The sequence below is a fragment of the Cysteiniphilum sp. JM-1 genome (assembly GCF_008711525.1).
GTDB lineage: Bacteria > Pseudomonadota > Gammaproteobacteria > Francisellales > Francisellaceae > Caedibacter.
Genome location: NZ_VXKS01000011.1, coordinates 24,407 through 44,564, shown reverse-complemented (window position 1 = coordinate 44,564; position 20,158 = coordinate 24,407). Strand labels below are relative to the sequence as shown.

The window sequence follows — 20,158 nt, the reverse complement described above, 5'->3', positions numbered from 1 at the left end:
TTTTATGCCCTTTTAGGTGATTGAATTTTGACAATAGTCCTAGCTATTACCTGCAATCCAATCACCTAACAGCATCAAAAACTTCTTCGGCACCGAATGTCGCAAAATGATTGACGGGTGGGATATCACAAACCATATTGCCTCACTTGGATGTAACTCAATAAGTCTTAAATTTTGTCATAAACATGATAAATCAAAAAAATAACCGCCGCACCAAAGACAAATGGCCCAATAACAATCGCTGGCAACAATAAATTCTTAAGTAGTTTCATAGCTTCTCCCGTTTTTATTCTTTTTTAAAATTTGTCATCAAAAAATAAAGCGTCGCTAGGATAACGTTAATTTGCTATAAAATTAATGCTCATGTTACACACACCAAACGTTAGTATATTCAAATACTAGTTATTAATGTGCTGATTTTATAGTCTTTTATCAAATTTAGACTATAGTTAGTACTACCTTAAGCCACAACAATATTATAAAAATTATCAAATGGATATTGGTGATGAGACAAGCAAAAATATGGTTAAACAATAAGTTCAACATCAAAAACTCCAGATCATCCTACTGGCACCGTATTCATGTAACACTTATTAGCTTAATGCTCGTTATTATTGGCAATTCCATATTTGGTATTTTGCATTTTGCAACTGAAAAAGAAATCTATGGTGGCGTATATAGCTACTGTGCGGTACTTTCTTATTTCATACCGCTTATCTTATTGAAATACCGTCATTACTATTTAGCAAAATTTACCCTTGGCGCACTCTTTATTATCAACACCTTTATTTTTACTTACTTTTTGTATCAACCGGAGCTGTTAAACTACCTTTTCTTTATGGCTGTGCCTCCTTTTAGCAACATGATCTTTGAGGTTAATCAACACAAAACCAAGTGGTTTCTGTCACTTACTTCAGTTGCTTTGATGATCTTTTGTGTAACGTATCCTAACTATAACTATTTGATTGAATTACCATTAACTGATCAAAAGATAACAAATATCTTTATTCTTATGACCATCACAATTGTTATTGCGACAACGATATCGGTTATTTTATCTGATATTGCTTACAGTGAAAAACAATTAGAACTGATGGCAACAACCGATCAATTGACCGGTTTAATGAATCGTGGTGCTTTTTATGATAGCGTCAAAGATTTCAAGCAGCTTACTCGTGATGGTACACCTTATAGTGTGATGTTTATCGATATTGATAAGTTCAAAAAAATCAATGACGAGCACGGACATGCTATGGGAGATAAAATCATCCAGAATGTAGCAAGTATTTTAAAACAGCACACACGAAAAGATGACATCGTGTCACGTTTTGGTGGCGATGAATATGTGATTCTTTTGCCAAATACCACGATGCCTCAAGCGCAAGAAATCGGTCAAAGACTTAATGCGAAAGTATGTCAAGACATACCCAAGATCGGCTTAATTCAAGTCACGATCAGCATTGGTGTTGCTAGCAATTTGTATCACACATTAGAATCCAATAATTTTGAAACCACCTTAAATAAAGCCGATGAGGCGCTTTATCAAGTGAAAGCCGCAGGGCGAAATGGTGTTATTTGTTTGCAGGTGTAGCCAGACACCCTGAAAATCACACCCTGAAAACTAACAATTTTTGCAGAGACCTGCAGCCCTAGCTACACTACCATGCATGCCAAAACATGACATTGGGCAACTTTTTAGTAATGTGGATCCAGTTATAGTTTCCATATTCTTAGCGTATGCGCTCTGAGAAACAGAACCCAATGCTAATATAGTCAATACAGGTAACAAAGAACCGATTAAATTTAATTTTTTCATTTTATTTCCTTACGTTGTTTAACAGTTTAATTATAAAAACCATCAGTCGAATCTAGCAAAGCGCTGATTAAGCCTGTATAGTAATTATTTTATCCTCTTTTTGTATACTATTCGCATTGACACTATGCAACTTTTGCTCTAAAAGATCGATATGCTTTAACACCTCCGGTGAGCGTTTATCTCTTAGGCGCGGGATATTTAATGTATGCTCATAGGCAATTTTACCCGGATGGTTATCAAAGATAATAACGCGATCTGCCATCATCACCGCTTCTTCGACACTATGAGTGACTAGCACCATTGATTTCGTTGGAATTTGCTTATTAAGCCATAGGTTTAATATATCACTACGCAAAGTATTTGCCGTAGTAATATCAAGCGATGAAAACGGCTCATCTAAGAATAAAATCTCCGGCTCAACCATAAGCGCTCGCGCGAAGCCAACACGTTGTTTCATGCCGCCAGATAGCTCATTAACATACGCTTTTTCAAAACCTTGTAGTGATATTTTTTGAATAAGTTCATGCGCTTTAGGCTCACTTATTTTACGTGAAACACCCAATGCATCACTGCCAAATAGAATATTGTCAACCACATTCAACCATGGCAGCAATGCAAAGTTTTGAAACACCATGCTCATATTATCAAGTGGCTTAGTCACTGGCTTGTCTTTGTAGAGCACAGAACCATAGCTTGGATGCAAGAGTCCTGCAGCAATGCGTAAGAAGCTTGATTTACCGGCACCTGATTTACCTAAGATGGTAACGATTTCATTTTCATGTAATGTGAAGTTAATACGATCCAACACTTTAAGTGAGTGCTTTTTGTCTTTTTCAAAATAAAGTTCGATATTTTGGCATTCGATAAGTACATTGTTTTTCATTTTCAAATCCTCTTTTCACGCTTCTTCGCCAAGATCATCACCCGTTCTGTCATTTGCGTTTTGATGATAAGGTTGGCAAAGAAACGATGGTCAACCTATGTTATATTTTTTTAAGTTTTAAATTATGGCTATGACCATATTCCTGCCCACTTTGATTGTGTAAGCGTTGGCTGAGCGTAAGTCGAAGCCTTTATGAAGTATGATTTTCCCAAGCTACCCTTCGACTTACGCTCAGGGTACGGTGAGCACTTGTGGGTGGGCATTTAGTCTTAGCCTAGATTTTATATTTTGTTTCCGCAAGCTTATACAATGGCTTCCAGATAAAGATTACACACAGTGCGACAAGCACACACATCGCACTGACGGCTAATGCTGCTTCAGCTATTTGGTTATTACTGGTTGTTTGTGACACAAGCTCGCCAATGCCGCTGATTGAAATCGTTTTACCACCCCAAGTAATCAGCTCAGCAGCAATTGCTGAGTTCCACGCGCCACCCGCGGCACTGATAATCCCACAAACGATGTAGGGAAAGACCGCAGGAATTGCAAACTTAAACCACCATTTAGTACCTTTTAAGTGGAAACTGCGTGACATCTCAATTAAATCTGATGGCAAAGCTGAGGCACCAGCAATCACATTAAACAACACATACCAAGAAGTGCCTGTCATGATGAGTGGAATTGCCCAAATACTTAAACTACCGCCACCGAACATCAGTAAAATTGCCACGATTGGGAAGAAGATCGGTTGCGGAATAGCTGCCATTACCTGAATAATTGGCTGCAACATTTTGGTACGCTTCGGTGAGATACCAATCCAGATACCAAGAGGTGTACAAATCACGATACTTAACCCCATAGCAATTGCGACACGATATGTCGTCTCCCACATCAGTGGTAACAGATAGGTCATATCGCCATTAGGGAAAAACTTCCATAATGAAACACCTGCCCAAATAGCTAAGGTAATAATACACAGATACCAAATTGCTGTTGATAAGTGTCGAACTGCTGGCGTGAGTGATAACTGCGGCAGCGATAGTTTTCTAGCAATAATTGTTGGTGAATTAATGAAGTAAAAACTCACCGTTTTAATGCCTTTAGCAATCGCGTTAAAACACGTTGATTTAGTGCATAAATCATGCATCCACGAGCTATGCGCACCACTGACATTTATCTGTTCATACTTAAATTTCTTTGACCACTTGACCAATGGACGAAATACCAACTGATCAAAAGCAACAATCGTCAAAATAATCGCAATAAGGGCGTATACGATTGCTAACGCGTTGGCGTGATCAAGTGCGGTACTTATATACGCACCAACGCCCGGCAACATAACATCTTTATCACCCACAGGAATCGCCTCAGTTGCAACAAGTGCAAACCATGCGGCAGATTGCGAGACCATCACATTCCACAAAAGCCCAGGTACTGAATAAGGCATTTCAATCTTCCAAAAACGCTGCCACGCATTTAGTTTATACACACGCGACGCATCAATCACTTCCTCTGGCACAATGCGAATCGTCTGATAAACAATTAATGCCATATTCCATGCTTGTGATGTAAACACGCCAAAAATCGCTGCCGCTTCAAGCCCCATCACTGAATGAGGAAATAGAAATAAGAAAAAGGCCGTGGTAAAAGTCAAAAAACCCAGTAAAGGTACTGATTCCATAAAGTTAATAATTGGCAACAAAATGCGTGCAACATGCTTGTTCTTAGCACATGCATAACCTGCAATTAAGGCAAAAGCAAACGACCACACCATCCCAATAAGTAAGCGCATTACCGTACGCAATGTATAATAAGGTAAATGACTTGGATCTAGTGATATTGCCGCCACAGATGATTCATTAATAAAGCTTTGATGCATGCCAATCCACGCGTAATACATCAGCCCAAGGGCTGCAATAACCAGCATGACAAAAACAACATCCTGCAGCGAATAGTTTCTTTTTCTGTAGTTATTTTTTAATTTTATTGTATTCATAACTTACACCTTAATTCATTAACTTAATATATTTCTTTTATTTTTTAATCTTATAAACCAAGCACTAGACAACAGATTGAGAATACCAATAAGGCATAAACACAGCTGTTTTTATTGCTAAATATTTCAATAATAACGCAACATACCACAGAATAAATACATTACACATCTATGTATAATATATTATCCGAGTGACTGAGCTATCTTGGTATTACAGCATTGGAGTTACAACTATTTGATGAATACTTTCTATTTGGCATTTATCAAAACTAACGAAAAACAAACTGGGTTACAACTACCCACCACCAGTACGGCTTAGGCTATACGATCTCTCCCGCAAGAGGCGAGATAACAGATGGCATAACTCATTTTGCGACGGATGTCAGAAACTATAAACGCAGTCAATCAAATATAAAAGTATTAATGAAACAGCTATAGAAATAATCTATTTATCTCCAACTGCAAAAGATCAACAACTGGGTGGTTGAAGTGAGTGAAAAGTTATCATGTTTAGCTCCTTAATATCATGTTGGGGAGGGTCACATGTGCCCACATATCGGGGAACACTATTTGGTTCTGTCGCGCATTATTTACTTAAGCAGAACAAAGGTCAAGTATTTTTTTAATTTTTATAATATTTATCTAAAAACAATACATTTTCAGTCACAATAAACCTTAATCGTCGTGATTATTGCAAAATACGCAATATATAATTGATGATAATTCACTTTATTTCAACACAAACTTTATAGCACAATAAGTTTATCGGCGAATTTTTATTTTTAATTATTAGAAACACTAAAAACAATGAGGTAAGACCATATGAAAATCCAAAGCAATATTTTTGAAGTCAAAGAGTACAACTTAGGCGGCAACAGTGAAACAATTGTTGCCGGAGGTCGTCATTTATTCTCAAAGCTGCCACAAGCATTTGAGGGTATCAAGCAAATCGGTGTGATTGGCTGGAGCTCACAAGGTCCAGCGCAAGCGCAAAACTTACGTGATTCACTCGCTGACACTGATATTAAAGTGTGTGTTGGATTGCGCGCTAATTCCAAATCAGAAAAATCTGCTGAAGCAGCAGGCTTCTCTAAGGCAGATGGCACATTAGGTGAGATGTTTGACGTTATTTCTAAATCTGATTTAGCGATCATTTTGATTTCAGATGCAGCACAAGCTGAACTTTACAAAGAAATTTTTGCTGCGGCAAAACCAGGAAGTACCCTTGGCTTTTCGCATGGTTTTTTAATCGGCTATATGAAGACAATCAATGCGCCAATTCGCAATGATATTAATATTGTTGCAATGTGTCCAAAAGGGATGGGACCTTCGGTAAGACGACTTTATGAACAAGGCAAAACGGTTAATGGTGCGGGCATTAACAGTAGCATTGCCGTTTATCAAGACGTCAATGGTAAGCCAACTGATTATGCGCTTGCTTGGGCAATTGCCTGTGGCGCACCATTTGTTTTCCCAACGACGATGGAGATGGAATATCGCTCAGACATTTTTGGCGAGCGCGGTGTATTACTCGGTGCCGTTCATGGCATTATTGAAGTGCTTTATCGCCACTTTACCGATAATGGTGTTAACCCTGAAGAGGCTTTCAAGCGCACTGCTGAAGCAATCACAGGTAATATCTCAAAAACCATCTCAACACAGGGGCTTAAAAAGGTTTATGACAGCTTTAGTTCAGCAGATAAAGAAAAGTTTGAGAATGCTTACAATGCTGCCTATACACCCTGCTTAGATATTCTTTTTGAGATCTATGAAGATGTTGAAAGTGGCAATGAATTTCGATCAGTCACCTTGGCAGGCAAACGCCATTCGCGCCTACCAATGGGCAAAATCGATGGCACTGACATGTGGAAAGTCGGCGAGAAAGTACGTAGTCAACGCGATAACAACAATATGCCAAATGACCCAATCACTGCGGGTGTTTACCTTGCCTGCATTATCGCCCAAGTTGATGTTTTAGCTGAAAAAGGTCACAGCTATTCAGAGATCGTGAATGAGTCAATTATCGAAGCCGTTGACTCACTTAATCCATATATGCACTTTAAAGGTGTTGCGCACATGGTTGACAACTGTTCAACCACTGCACGCCTTGGCGCACGCAAATGGGCGCCACGCTTTGACTATAACTTAATGCAACAAGCAATCCCTGCAATTGATCAAAAAGCGCCAAGCAATGCACCGTTTACAAAATTTGCAAATCACCCTGTACATGAAGCATTAGCCGTCTGCTCAACTTTGCGTCCATCGGTTGATATTAGTGTTGTTTGCTAATACCAATTAAATCCAGCTACTCTTAGGTACGACAGGAAGATAGAGTTTTTGCTCTGGGCTAATCACGTTTCCTTTCAAATGATTCAATGATTTGATGCAGCTTTCAGTCGTATTATTCGCTTTAGCAATCTTGCTTAAACTATCACCTTTTTTCACTGTATAGGATTGTAAGGTTTCAGTTTGACAATATTGATCCGGCGTGAGATATACTGTTTTTGTCGCACATCCTGCCAACAACAAGCCAGCTGCTGCCAGCGCGCTTAAGCTCAGTAGACTTTTTTTATTCATCATTTTCAACTCCTATGTTTAACGTTTACTTAATCAGCACGATCGAGTATAGCAAATTATTCTAAAGCTGTATCTCTTAACACACTATCCGTCTGTGCCTGACGATATTGTTTGATTGCCTCATTATATTCATGATGCTCAACAGCCAATATACTGCATGCAAACAAAGCGGCATTGACAGCACCAGCACGCCCAATGGCAAATGTTGCCACCGGAATGCCTGCTGGCATTTGCACAATAGATAACAATGAATCTTGTCCCGATAAAGCTTTGGATTGCACCGGCACCCCAAGCACAGGGATATGCGTTTTCGCTGCAAGCATGCCTGGTAGGTGCGCCGCTCCTCCGGCACCTGCAATAATTGCTTTTAGTCCTTTCTGCTCAGCTGTTTCCGCATAGCTAAATAATAAATCAGGCGTGCGATGCGCTGAAACAACTTGCACCTCATAAGGAATACCCAATTTCTTTAAGGTTTCTGTGGTATTTTGCATTGTTTCCCAATCAGACTTTGAGCCCATAACGACGCCAACTAATGGTTTACTCATCCTTTAAATCCCCTCTTTTTGAATAACATGTAAAACTTGCGCACAAATCCACTCATATATAAATTGAAAACTATGCTTACCTTTATTGCTAAAACGCACATGATGCTCTTGTTCAAAGCTTCTATTTTTAACATGATCATGCGCCTTAATGACTAAAGACAGATCATCAACCAAGTGTGCGCTTTTGCTCCAAAAGCCAAGCATGCCATTGGTTTGCAACTGCACACTTAACTTTGGCTTAGTTTCAGTGACTGGCATCAATTGTGCTAAATGACTGTATACATAACCTTTGGTGACATCCTTTTGCATGCTTAGACTCACTTCACCTGTTTTAAGATAAGTTTTGAGCACTTCACTAGCATGTTGCTTAGTCGTTGTTGCTAAAAACGGCTCAACCACTTTGGTAATCTCATGAGCGAGTAACGACACATCCTGTGCGGTCGTGACATGCAGCTTAACCTCAAGATATGGATATGCTGCGCGATAACCAAGCTCTAGCTGATATTCAGCAGCCAATGGACTTAACATCTTGGCAATATGCGCCTCTGAAGCGCCCAATAATTGCCATTGATAGCGTACCGGCGTGTTATGTAGCTTCAAATGAAGCAGTCTGGGTAAAACCTCTTGATCAAACATCGGTAAACATTCATGTGGCGGTCCCGGCAGCATAAATAAATGCCTATTATCAGCATTGATATAACAACCATCCGCTGTACCTTGCGCATTAACAAGTACCTCCGCACCTTCGGGGAAATACGCCTGTTTCTTGTTATTCTCAGGCACAGTTGCAAAGCGACTGGAAATACGCGTGAAAATTCGCTGCCAAGAATCTTCATTAAACACTAACGATTTATTAAAAACTTCGGCAATCGCCTCGCAGGTCTTATCATCTTCAGTAGGTCCCAAACCACCCACTGTAATAACAACATCATGCTCTTGCAGCAAAAACCGAAGACTTGTTTTGAGCTTCTCTTTAACATCAAAACAGGCTAGATGTAACCCTGGCTGAAAGCCATATTCATATAGCTTTTCAGCTAACTTAGGGGTATTGGTATTAATGACATCACCGGTGGTGATCTCATCACCCGTTGCTAAAAAACCAATGCGCTTTATGTCAGATTGCAACGCAGTCATACTATCGATAAATACACTATCAGCACCCTCGTTAAGTAACTTATGAATTTCTTCATCCGGTAATGAGCCAATCGAATAAACCAACACGGTGTGAAAAGCTTCTTTTAATTGCGCAATACGCTCACGATTAAGTACAGTACTATTAATACCTAGAGCGATACAGCCCCACTGATCAAACTTCTTCTTTGTTTCAGTAAAAACACTATGCTCTTCACGCTGCCAATCTTCAACCTCAAGCAAAAATTCACATGCCAGTTTTATTTTACTTTCAGCCAATTGCGCTAAGACGTACTCTGAAAAGCTCGATAACAAGATACGTGAATATAATTGCGGGTAACGCTCAACAAGATCTAGTAAACTCTTAACTAAACGCTCTTCATAAGCAGCATCAAACTCAGCTTTGACCTTAATCTCAATATTGGTATATAGATCCGATTTAGTTGCCATCCAAGCTAAATATTCATCCATCGTTGGGATCTTGGCATGCACCTCTGGGAAGCGATCGTTTAATACATGAAGCTCACTAATATCAGTCCAAGTTTGACTCGTTAGATCAACATCTAACCCTGTAAGCTTCTTAGCATTATTATCATGAAAAATAAAAAGCATATTATCAGCACTTAACTGTACATCCAACTCAATCCAGCGCGCTCCTGCTTGATAGGCCTTTTCAAATGCCAACATCGTATTTTCAGGCGCAATTTTATTCGCCCCTCTATGGGCAATAAATTTACTTATCTTCATGTTGTGACAACTCCAGTTCTGATTGCTCAACAATATCTTGCGGTAATGACTTTTTCATATGCACCCCCATATTTTCGAGTTGCACGGCTTGGGAGATTAAGTTGCCTCTTCCTTTGGTTAGCTTGTTCAACGCACCATCATAAGTCTCTTTGGTTTTATCTAACTGCTTACCAAGTGTTTCAACGTCTTCGACAAAACCACGGAATTTATCGAGCATCTTAGTTGCGCGCTCGGTGATGTCACTCGCGTTTTTGTTTAAGCTTTCATATTTCCATGTGTTACGAATAGTGCCTAAGGTTGCCAATAAGGTCGTTGGTGTTACGATAATAATGCGCTTTTTAAAGGCTTCTTGAAACAAGCTATCATCATGCTGAAATGCCACTACAAAAGCTGCTTCAATTGGCATAAACATCAAAATAAAATCCAATGAATTAACCTGTGATAAACGCTCGTAGTTTTTAGATGACAACAATGCAATATGCTGACGAATAGCGTCAATATGCTTCTTAAGATACTCTTGTTTTGAGCTATCACTATCAGCACGCGTATAGGCATCATAACTTACCAAGGAAACCTTAGCATCGATAATGACGTCTTTGCCATCTGGCAAGTGAACGATTGCATCAGGGCGCATGACTTTGGTATTATCCTCATCATCACTTGCTTTGAAGCTTGTCTGCACATCATATTCATGACCTTTGCGTAGACCTGATGATTCAAGCACGCGCTCAAGCACCACCTCTCCCCAATCGCCTTGCAGTTTCTTATCACCTTTAAGCGCTTTGGTAAGATTTTTCGCTTCTTTGTTCATCTCTTGGTTTAATTCAAACAGCTTATTGACTTCTTTTTGCAATGAAGCACGCTCTTTTGCCTCATGCACATAAACATCATCAACTTTCTTTTTAAACTCGTTAATATCATTTTTAAAAGGCTGTAATACTTCTGCCAAATTGACTTTATTCTGATTGGCAAACTTCTCGCCCTTTTCTTCAAAAATGCGATTTGCCAAATTCTCAAACTGTTCCGTCAAACTCTTTTTAGCATTCTCTAGTAGTGCAATTTTTTCCTGCGCGTTTTGCTCTTGTGCTTCAATGTGTTTTAAGAATTTTGAGCGCTCCGCCTGAAGTGCTGATTTTTCCTCAGTTAAATGATCAACTTTAGCAAGTAAGCCATCATGCTTAGCTGAGAGTTTACTAAGCTCAACTATCAAGCGCTCGCCATCTTTAGCTAACGAATCAATCTTGACTTCATCACTGGCAAGTTTATTTTGCAGCTTGAGCACTTCCTCACTGCGAATCTCAAACTTTTGTTTTGTCATACTGAGTTCCTGGCTTAAGCGCCTTTCTTGCTCTTGGTAATGCTTATGATCTGTTGTCAATACCAAGTTTTGCTGCTGGCTTTGCTGCAGTTGACTCTCTTTATCCTGAAGTAGCGCCTCAATTTGCGGCAATTGCTCTTCAAGCGCTTTTAACTTCACTTGTTGTGATTTGCTTGAAACTTTGACGAATAAAAACCCAATAATAAGACCCAATATAAAGGCGGCAATGATCAGTCCGACCAACATAACTTTTCCTTTGCATTATGCTTTGATAATTTGGGCTATATCATGCCATAAAATTGATGTCATCGCTTGTAAATATCATTTGGTTGCAAAAATTTTATCACCTGCATCACCAAGTCCAGGGATAATATAGGCTTTTTCATTCAAGCATTGATCAATTGAAGCGGTATAAAGCTCAACCTCGGGATGCGCTTTCTCAAGAGCCCTAATACCCTCTGGTGAGGATAATAGCGTCACCACAATAAAATGCTTGCATCCTGCGGATTTAAGCAGTGAAATCGTCTTATTGATTGATCCGGCAGTGGCAAGCATTGGATCGAGAATGACCGCAATGCGTTTATTAATATCAACACATGCTTTGAAGTAATACTCGCGCGGCTCAGCAGTCTCTTCATCACGCTCAACACCGATCATTGTCACTGGCGCATTCGGTAATAAAGATAACGCACCATCTAACATACCAAGTCCTGCACGCAGTATCGGGCAAAAAGTCGGCAATGGCTTTTTAAGCATAGGCACTGCAAGCCGCCCCTGCCAATGCTCAATAATTTCCTCTTCAACCATCAGGTCACTTAATGCTTCATAACATAACAGCATGGCAAGCTCGCTAGTGATCATTCTAAAGTCACGACTTGAAGTCGACTCATCCCTTAATAGGCTTAATTTATGCTGCACAACCGGATGTACAATTTCATGAGTTTTCATTGCTTGGTTTTCCTACTTACAAAATGTCTCAATAACAAACTCTCCTGTGCGAAAGCCTGTGAAATCCAGCCATAGGCATCAATACATTCTTGATATTCTTCTTCACTATATGTTGCTAGAAATTGTTGCTTTATTGCTTGTTGCTGCAAACGTGTCACAACATCTGCATTATATTGTGCATACGCTTTATTTTCACCAGTCATCGACTCCACTAAAAACCCCGCCGCTGTTAATACTTCAACATATTGGGTCATAGTTGTTGGATAAAGCGTTAACCCTTCAAGCTCACACATTTTATCGACAAGTTCTCCAAACCCTGCCCCATCTGGACTTAACCAGTCATTCACAATAAACAGCCCATCTTTTTTACAAACACGATGTATTTCTGTAAATAATGGTAGTTTATTATCCAAATGCACCAATACTCCTTTGGAAAATATCAGATCAAAGCTTAGCTCTGAAAAGGGCAAAACATCAGGGTTTTCTAAGTGATAGAAATGCGTGTTTGGTTTCTTGTAATGTTTATTTGCATGCTTAACCATATCGGCATTAATCTCAACACCATGATAATCAATACTTGGATATTTACTTGAAATATACTGTGCCAAACCGCCTTGACCAAAGCCAATTTCTAATACTTTTTTATTGTATAAATCAACACCTGAAAAAAGCTGATCAATAGCTTCACTCCCGCCTTCTGACATCATGCCCTCACCATAGCAAAGCTCAAGTAATGAACAATATTCTTGCGGGTATTCATCGATAATTTTCTGATAATCCATTATTTATCCTATGATCTAAAACACTAAAATGGGCAACTCGCCTTCACTGCAGGATATTGCATTTTTAAGGCATCTTGATACCACGTGTTAAAGTCTTTTTTATGATGCTTATAAAAGCTGTTCATTTTCTTAATTAACCACTTGCCATCTTTGGTTTTATTGGTCATAAAAACCTTTTGGCTGACTTTATTGCCTGAGATAGAATTTAAATCAAATTTAAGTCCGTGATCACTCAACACACTATCTTTCATATCTGCACGGTATTGCACTTCAATTTTGTCAGTAAACATAACAAGTTTCTTTTGAGGGTATTTGTTCAAACAGGCATACACTTCTGCATTGGTTGGTAAAATCTTTACTTCAGCATTACGAATATAGCTCTCAGCAAAAGGCTGATTTGTGCCACCTTTATTCTCAATAACGGTCACACCTTTTTGGTCAATGCTCGCAAGGTTTTTAAACGTAGACTCATTTGCTTTAGAAAAAACAGGAGCTTTTTGGTTCGACAACACGCCCGTTGATAAATAAAACATGCTTGCACGCTCAGGTGTGTAACTAATACCACCCATCGCGATGTCACATTTTGTCTTAAGATCATCACTTAAGGTCGACCATGTACTATGCACAAATTCAACTTTACGCTGAATCTTATGCGCAAACTCTTTTGCAACACTGATTGCAAAGCCTTTATACTCTCCCGTACTTGCATCATATGATGTCAATGGTGGATAATCTCCTGTGGTACAAACACGCAATTGCTTTTGGTTAGCTAACGCACTATTGCTAAATAAAACCATCGCTGTTGCTGCACTGGCGGTAAAAATAATTTTTTTGACTTGTTTAACTTGCATTACTTGCTCCTGATATGCCACTTCCATCTTTATTAACGCATGTCATCATATACTATATTCAAGATGACTTCCCAGCGCTATCTGCTCAAAGTCTTGCGCTGTTGCCACAGCCCTTTGCAGATCTTGAGTCTTGGTTATGTAGCTCACAACCGCAACACCATCGACACCACATTGCCAGACATCAGCCATTTGTGGCTCAAAGATTCCACCAATAGCAACAAGCGGTGTTTCTTGACAAAGCTTACGCCAAATACGCAATTTATCTAATCCCTGCTCATTAAACTTCATCTCTTTGGTCGTTGTCGGGTAAATGGGACCTAATGCAACATATGAAGGCTTGAGTGTTAATGCGCGCGCTAATTCAACATAGTTATGCGTGCTGATTCCTAGACGCAGACCCGCTTCAGCAATCTCATGCAAATTGGCAGTATCTAGATCCTCTTGTCCTAAATGCACACCAAAACATTCATATTTAATCGCCAATTGCCAATGATCATTAATAAACAAAGATAAGTTATAGGCTTTAGCAATAACATTTGCTTTTTTAATTTGAGCTTCCAACGCATCTGGGGATAAGCCTTTTAGTCGCAACTGAATGGTTCTAACGCCTAATTTCGCCAATTTTTCCACCCAATCAACATGATCAACAACGGGATAAAAGCCTATTGGATGCTGCATTTGTGGAAACTTTTTATGTTCGGTTTTTTGATAACTCATCTCTGGCAAATAACTTACATTATCCATGGCATCTTGAGCATAATAGCTTAAATATCTAACCTCTAGTTGAGGGAGATCATTAACCGCTTTATCCATCTGTTGTGATAGATGATATTTAGCGATACAAATCGCTTCTGTTATCTTCTCATCTTGCGCCACAAGAGCCGCAATACTGCTTGCCAAGGCGCAACCCGTACCACGTATATTACCCTCATAGACTGCTTTGCTTTGATAATGCACGCCTTCTTGAGCTTCAAGTGTCAAATAATCACAGCCCCTTTGGTTTTCGACTAAAGCATGTCCTCCTTTTAATAAGACATGTTGTATTTCATATAAGGATTTTAATGTGTATGCAATCTCAACAGGCGATTTTTGATTGATATTCTCATCATTTAACAAACTAGCTGCTTCAGGTAAATTCGGTGTTAATAAGTAACATAGTGGCAATAGCTGTTGTTTTAACGCACTTATAATATCCGCATTCATCAACATGCCACCTGAGCTTGTTGCAATCACAGGATCACAGATATATTTCACCTGTGGATTAGCTTGCAAGAATTTACTTAGCATTTTAATTTGAGCAACCGAAGCTAGCACACCGCTTTTAATCACTTGTGGTTTGTGCATATTAACAACAGCTGTAAATTGCTCATAAAAGACAGTATCCTCAACAACGTTAAGCGCTATAAAATCACGATCATTTTGCACAGTATTTGCCGATACCACGGCAGTGCAATCTACCTTAAAATAGTTAGCTACTTTGATATCTTGCAACACACCCGCGTGTGCTGTTGGATCAATGCCACCAATGACTAATAGGTTGGCTTTATTATCTTCTTTTATCATCACATTTTACTCATAAGCCCCAGAGATTCTGGGTATAGATTTAGATAACTTTGTTGCGCTAAGAACTCAATATCATAACGTGTAAGGTAGTGCTTAATAATCTCAACAGGTACTGCTAACGGCAAAATGCCTACATGATACTGTTTGATTTTATGTTGCAAATCATCACGTTCTTGTTTTGAGATCAATTTGTTAATTTCACGCAACATGCGCTGCAAAATCGTATGATGTTTGCCACGCGTAGCTACTTTTTGCAGCGCCATTAAAAACATTTCATAATAGCTTTTCTTAACCAGCTCAAAGTTTTGCTGATGTCCATTAGCAAGCAAGCGACCTAAAGCTTTTTGCGCATCAGGATGATGTAAACGTAAGATAATTTTATGACGTGTATGAAAAGCCATCAGATCATTAATGTTTTGAGCATGTAATACTTCATTTTTAGCTTGTCTAGTCAATAGCACACGCTTGATAAAATGCTCTTTTAAATAAGGATCATTTAAACGACCTTCATCCTCAAGTGGCAAAAGGGGGCAATGCTTTTTAACATATGCCACGAAAAAACCATCTGCTTTGTTATGAATGATCCCATGCTTATCATTGTAAAGTTTAACACTGCCATTGCCACAGCTAGGTGAGGACTTTTTTAAAATAAAGCCGTCAACATCTTGAAGGCTTGATGCGGCTTTATCAACACCTTGTTGTAATTGCGGGCTGACATCGGTGACTTGATCATGCTTCACTGCCGCAATATTGTTATTCTCTTTCAACTCAAGATAAATAGGCTCACGCGGCACACCAAAACCTGCTGACATCTCTGGACAAACAGGCTGGTAATCAAAAATAAGTGCCAATTCTTCGGTGATCATTTTCTTATGCGAATTAGCACCATTAAAACGAACATTATTACCTAAAAGACAGCTTGAAACGGCAATCATTGGTTTATTTCTTACTCGCGTTTCCTTTGTATTTGACATATTCACTCCTTGTAACCTAAAAGTTTAAAATACTTATCATGAACACAAAATCACATAACACAATATAGCTTAACTTAGTTTATTTGATGCCAAAATGGCGTATCTTGCAACGGCGTACTTGCCTGCGCTAGCTCTCTTTGCGGCATGCGTTTAGCTAAATATGCTTTTCTGCCAGACTCAATCGCCAAACGAAAAGCATCTGCCATCAGTGGTGGGTTTTCAGCTAATGCCACCGCGCTATTTAAGAGCACACCATCAAATCCAAGCTCCATAGCTAAGACGGCATCCGATGGTGTGCCAATACCAGCATCAACAATGAGTGTAATGTCTTTCAAGCGCGAACGTAACAGTTTAAATGCCGATGGGTTAACAATGCCTTGCCCACTGCCTATATAAGAACCTAGCGGCATAATCACTTTACAGCCTAGATTGACTAGTTGTTGGCAAACGATTAAATCATCGGTGCAATAAGGCAGCACCTTAAATCCTTGATCAATGAGAATTTTTGCTGCTTTAACAAGCTCAAACACATTAGGTTGTAAGGTGTGATTATCACCAATGACTTCAAGCTTAATAAAATCCGTATTGAAAATTTGCCTTGCTGCCTTAGCAATCATCAACGCTTCATCTGCTGTCTTGCAGCCCGCGGTATTAGGTAACACATGACAACCACTTTGCTGTATGCTCTGCCAGAAAAAGTTATTTTTGCCTCCATGCAACTCGCGCTTTAATGCCACGGTGACCATTTGTGTTTGCGACATATTAATCGCATCATACATACTCTCCAAGCTTGGATAGAGCGCTGTCCCCAAAAGCATGCGCGAGTCAAGATTCATATCATAAAGCTGTAATTGCTCCATCTAACCACCTTGCATGGGTGTGAGAATATCGATCTCATCACCCTGTTTAATTTGTGTTGTATCATAAGCGCTGTGATCAATAATTGATTTATTGACCGCAACCGCTGCATAGCTTGAAGCAAAGCCAATATCAGTTAATAACGCCTGCAATGATTGCTGACTTTTCAATTGCTTTTTCTCACCATTTAATACGATCTCTATCATACTTGCTCCACTATTTTTATATCTTTTATATCACTTCTCATTTTATCGATAACTTTTAACGCATAGATGGGCGCTAAAAGATAACCATGTCGATAAAAGCCATTGAGTGTTATCAGGTTATTCTGTTGCATGAGCCTTGGCAAGCCCTCTTTAAAGCACGGGCGTACTTGAGTGAAATTTTTGATAATCCGCGCTTCGGCAAAACCCTCATCAACAGTTACTAAAGCGCTTAATAAAGTAAGCTGTGAAATCACACTCATCTGACTCATATCTTCTGATTGGACAATCGTCGCACCAATATAATAAAACCCACTGCCACGTGGCACGATATATAACGGCATGCGCGGATGGCATAATCTAGTGATTCCTGTGATGTTGACTTCAGGAGCATAAACCACTAAAGCTTCGCCACGAATACCATATAAATCATTGAAGTTATCTTTAGCACCCATTCCGCGCGCATCACAAACATAATCATAACCTCTTTGAAAATCTTGCAATTGAGCTTTGGAAATATCTTGTGCCAAGTGTAAAGAAACACGTGGATGATTCATCAAATAAAGTCTTGATTGACTAAAAAATTGCGGCACATGAACACAGCCTTCATTCTCAATATGGAGCATGCGATGCGCAAGCTTACCTTGAGTATACTGATCTGTTAATGGAATTTGCGCATAAGCATGTTCATGTAAACTCAATCTTTGAACGCGTGCAATTTTGGTTTCAAGATCACTCAGATCCAAAGGGTGAGCAATGATATTTGTTCCAGTTTGAGTGAAAAAACCACCCAATAGCCACTGATCAATACGCTGCCAAGCCCCTGCCGCAGAGCATGATAGATCATAAATCATTTGCCCTTCATCTAATGCTTCGGAAACAGGGGCAACCATGCCAGCTGCGGCATAACCGCAACTTGATTTACCACTAAAATCAGTGCTTTTGTCATATAGATCAACCCTAATATCAGCGAATGACTCAAGCAATGTAATTGCCAGTATGCGCCCAACAAGACCGCCACCAACAATCGCAACACGCATGCTATTCAACATGATAAATTTCAGCACCTTGCGCTAAAAAATCCTCACTTTTCTGCTGCATGCCTTTGCTTGCAACATCCGCTAAATCAAGCTTATGTTCTTTAGCATAATCACGCACTTCTTGAGTGATTTTCATCGAACAGAATTTAGGCCCACACATCGAGCAAAAATGTGCAAGTTTATGCCCTTCTTTTGGTAAAGTCTGATCATGGAAGCTTTGTGCTTTTTGTGGATCAAGGCTTAAATTAAATTGGTCTTGCCACCTGAATTCAAAACGGGCTTTTGATAAAGCATTATCACGAATTTGCGCCGCAGGAAAGCCCTTGGCTAAATCAGCCGCATGCGCTGCCAGCTTATAGGTAACTATACCCTCGCGTACATCCTCTTTATCCGGCAACCCTAAGTGCTCTTTAGGTGTCACATAACAGAGCATCGAGGTGCCATACCAGCCAATTTGTGCTGCACCTATCGCTGATGTGATGTGATCATAACCAGGCGCTATATCCGTCACCAAGGGACCCAAGGTATAAAATGGTGCTTCAAAGCAATCCTTAAGCTCTTTGGTCATATTCTCTTTGATCATTTGCATCGGCACGTGCCCAGGTCCTTCAATCATCACCTGTACATCATGGTTCCACGCGCGCTTAGTTAACTCACCAAGAGTTTCAAGCTCAGCAAATTGCGCTTCATCATTAGCATCTAAAATAGAGCCTGGACGCAAGCCATCACCTAAAGAAAAAGCGACATCATAGGCTTTCATAATTTCACAGATTTCATCAAAGTGTGTGTAGATGAAGCTTTCTTTATGATGCGCAATACACCATTTGGCAATAATTGAGCCACCGCGCGAGACAATACCTGTTAGTCTCTTAGCGGTTAGATGAATATATTTCAAACGCACACCAGCATGAATAGTGAAATAACTCACTCCCTGCTCAGCTTGTTCAATCAAGGTATCGCGAAAGATCTCCCATGTGAGTTTCTCCGCTTGACCATCGACTTTTTCAAGTGCTTGATAGATAGGGACTGTACCAATTGGAACAGGTGAATTACGAATAATCCACTCACGCGTTTGATGAATGTTTTTACCCGTTGATAAATCCATCACTGTATCGGCACCCCAACGCGTCGCGATCACCATTTTTTCGACTTCCTCAGCAATCGATGAGCTCACCGCAGATGTCCCAATATTGGCATTAATTTTGACACTGAAATTGCGCCCTATAATCATCGGCTCCATTTCTGGATGATTGATATTACTTGGAATAATCGCTCGTCCCAAGGCGATCTCTTGGCGCACAAACTCAGGCGTTATTTCATTGGGAATGTTTGCGCCAAAATCAACACCAGAATGCTGCTTAAGTAAAATAGGATCTTGAATATGGGCATTTGCACGCTTTAAGTTCTCGCGCAGTGCAACATAGCGCATTTCTTTGGTGATTATTCCACGACGCGCGCAATGCATTTGTGTGACATTATGACCTTGCTTTGCTTTTAATGGCTTAGCACGCTTGGGAAATGCTAAGTCTTTTTGTGTATGGGTAAACTCAGCACTAAAGTCTGTTAATGTTTCGATCTCGTTATTGTCTTTAATCCACGCTTGACGCAATTTAGGTAAGCCTTCAACCAAATCATGGCTGTAAGACTCATCACTATATTTGCCTGAGGTATCATATACCGCAATCTCAGGATTTTGCACGCGCCCTTGCTCAGTTAGCGTATCGCTCTGGGCAATATAACGAAAAGGCACATAAATATTGTCATCCGCCTTAAGATATTTTTTGCTCGATGCTGGATAAGCTACTTGTAAATCAGCTGATAAGGTCAATGACGCTTTGTCGCTACTTGATGCTGTTTTTTTATGCTGTGGCATGTATGGCTCCTTAGATTTTGCCTTTTACATGCGTAGGAAAACTTTTTGTGATA

The 20,158-nt window shown here is 39.7% G+C and carries 17 protein-coding genes; 2 read left to right on the top strand and 15 right to left on the bottom strand.

The window, feature by feature from the left end; translation table 11 throughout:
- The first annotated feature begins 505 nt into the window (after nt 1-505).
- Nucleotides 506-1,591, top strand: coding sequence for a GGDEF domain-containing protein (locus tag F3D68_RS06530; RefSeq protein WP_151193643.1), 1,086 nt, complete (start codon nt 506-508; stop codon nt 1,589-1,591).
- Between the two features lie 292 nt (nt 1,592-1,883).
- Here the strand turns inward: F3D68_RS06530 and F3D68_RS06525 are convergent, their stop codons facing one another.
- Nucleotides 1,884-2,699, bottom strand: coding sequence for an ABC transporter ATP-binding protein (locus F3D68_RS06525; RefSeq protein WP_151193642.1), 816 nt, complete (start codon nt 2,697-2,699; stop codon nt 1,884-1,886).
- Between the two features lie 274 nt (nt 2,700-2,973).
- Nucleotides 2,974-4,695, bottom strand: coding sequence for an ABC transporter permease subunit (locus tag F3D68_RS06520; protein ID WP_151193641.1), 1,722 nt, complete (start codon nt 4,693-4,695; stop codon nt 2,974-2,976).
- A gap of 822 nt (nt 4,696-5,517) precedes the next feature.
- On the opposite strand from F3D68_RS06520, the gene F3D68_RS06515 reads away from it, so the two are divergent.
- Entirely contained in the window at nt 5,518-6,984 is a 1,467-nt protein-coding gene (locus tag F3D68_RS06515) for a ketol-acid reductoisomerase (protein WP_151193640.1), read from the top strand.
- 6 nt (nt 6,985-6,990) lie between these two features.
- Here F3D68_RS06515 and F3D68_RS06510 read toward each other — a convergent pair whose 3' ends face one another.
- From F3D68_RS06510 to thiC, 13 genes are all read right to left on the bottom strand, one after another.
- Complete coding sequence (locus F3D68_RS06510) at nt 6,991-7,275, bottom strand: LysM peptidoglycan-binding domain-containing protein (protein WP_117003016.1); 285 nt, start codon at nt 7,273-7,275, stop codon at nt 6,991-6,993.
- Between the two features lie 53 nt (nt 7,276-7,328).
- Nucleotides 7,329-7,817 (bottom strand): 5-(carboxyamino)imidazole ribonucleotide mutase, encoded by a 489-nt coding sequence (gene purE, locus F3D68_RS06505; RefSeq protein WP_151193639.1) that lies wholly within the window; start codon nt 7,815-7,817, stop codon nt 7,329-7,331.
- A gap of 3 nt (nt 7,818-7,820) precedes the next feature.
- Complete coding sequence (locus F3D68_RS06500) at nt 7,821-9,695, bottom strand: glycerophosphodiester phosphodiesterase family protein (protein ID WP_151193638.1); 1,875 nt, start codon at nt 9,693-9,695, stop codon at nt 7,821-7,823.
- A complete protein-coding gene (rmuC, locus tag F3D68_RS06495; RefSeq protein ID WP_151193637.1) occupies nt 9,682-11,259 on the bottom strand; it encodes a DNA recombination protein RmuC in 1,578 nt (525 codons plus the stop codon). Before rmuC ends, F3D68_RS06500 begins: the two co-directional genes overlap by 14 nt.
- Nucleotides 11,260-11,334: 75 nt before the next feature.
- On the bottom strand, nt 11,335-11,961 hold the full coding sequence (gene upp, locus F3D68_RS06490; protein ID WP_151193636.1) for a uracil phosphoribosyltransferase: 627 nt from the start codon (nt 11,959-11,961) through the stop codon (nt 11,335-11,337).
- Nucleotides 11,958-12,743 carry a class I SAM-dependent methyltransferase gene (locus tag F3D68_RS06485; RefSeq protein ID WP_151193635.1) on the bottom strand — a complete coding sequence of 262 codons (786 nt, stop codon included), beginning with the start codon at nt 12,741-12,743 and terminating at the stop codon, nt 11,958-11,960. Before F3D68_RS06485 ends, upp begins: the two co-directional genes overlap by 4 nt.
- Nucleotides 12,744-12,766: 23 nt before the next feature.
- Nucleotides 12,767-13,594 carry a transporter substrate-binding domain-containing protein gene (locus tag F3D68_RS06480; protein WP_191092730.1) on the bottom strand — a complete coding sequence of 276 codons (828 nt, stop codon included), beginning with the start codon at nt 13,592-13,594 and terminating at the stop codon, nt 12,767-12,769.
- 45 nt (nt 13,595-13,639) lie between these two features.
- A complete protein-coding gene (thiE, locus tag F3D68_RS06475) occupies nt 13,640-15,157 on the bottom strand; it encodes a thiamine phosphate synthase (protein WP_224728258.1) in 1,518 nt (505 codons plus the stop codon).
- A complete protein-coding gene (locus F3D68_RS06470; RefSeq protein ID WP_151193632.1) occupies nt 15,157-16,131 on the bottom strand; it encodes a YbgA family protein in 975 nt (324 codons plus the stop codon). The genes thiE and F3D68_RS06470 overlap by 1 nt, the downstream gene beginning before the upstream one ends.
- Before the next feature lie 74 nt (nt 16,132-16,205).
- Nucleotides 16,206-16,991 carry a thiazole synthase gene (locus F3D68_RS06465; protein WP_151193631.1) on the bottom strand — a complete coding sequence of 262 codons (786 nt, stop codon included), beginning with the start codon at nt 16,989-16,991 and terminating at the stop codon, nt 16,206-16,208.
- Nucleotides 16,992-17,195, bottom strand: coding sequence for a sulfur carrier protein ThiS (thiS, locus tag F3D68_RS06460; protein ID WP_151193630.1), 204 nt, complete (start codon nt 17,193-17,195; stop codon nt 16,992-16,994).
- Nucleotides 17,192-18,244, bottom strand: a complete 1,053-nt coding sequence (locus F3D68_RS06455; protein ID WP_151193629.1) for an FAD-dependent oxidoreductase — start codon at nt 18,242-18,244, stop codon at nt 17,192-17,194. Before F3D68_RS06455 ends, thiS begins: the two co-directional genes overlap by 4 nt.
- Nucleotides 18,234-20,105 (bottom strand): phosphomethylpyrimidine synthase ThiC, encoded by a 1,872-nt coding sequence (thiC, locus tag F3D68_RS06450; RefSeq protein ID WP_151193628.1) that lies wholly within the window; start codon nt 20,103-20,105, stop codon nt 18,234-18,236. Before thiC ends, F3D68_RS06455 begins: the two co-directional genes overlap by 11 nt.
- Between the last annotated feature and the right edge of the window lie 53 nt (nt 20,106-20,158).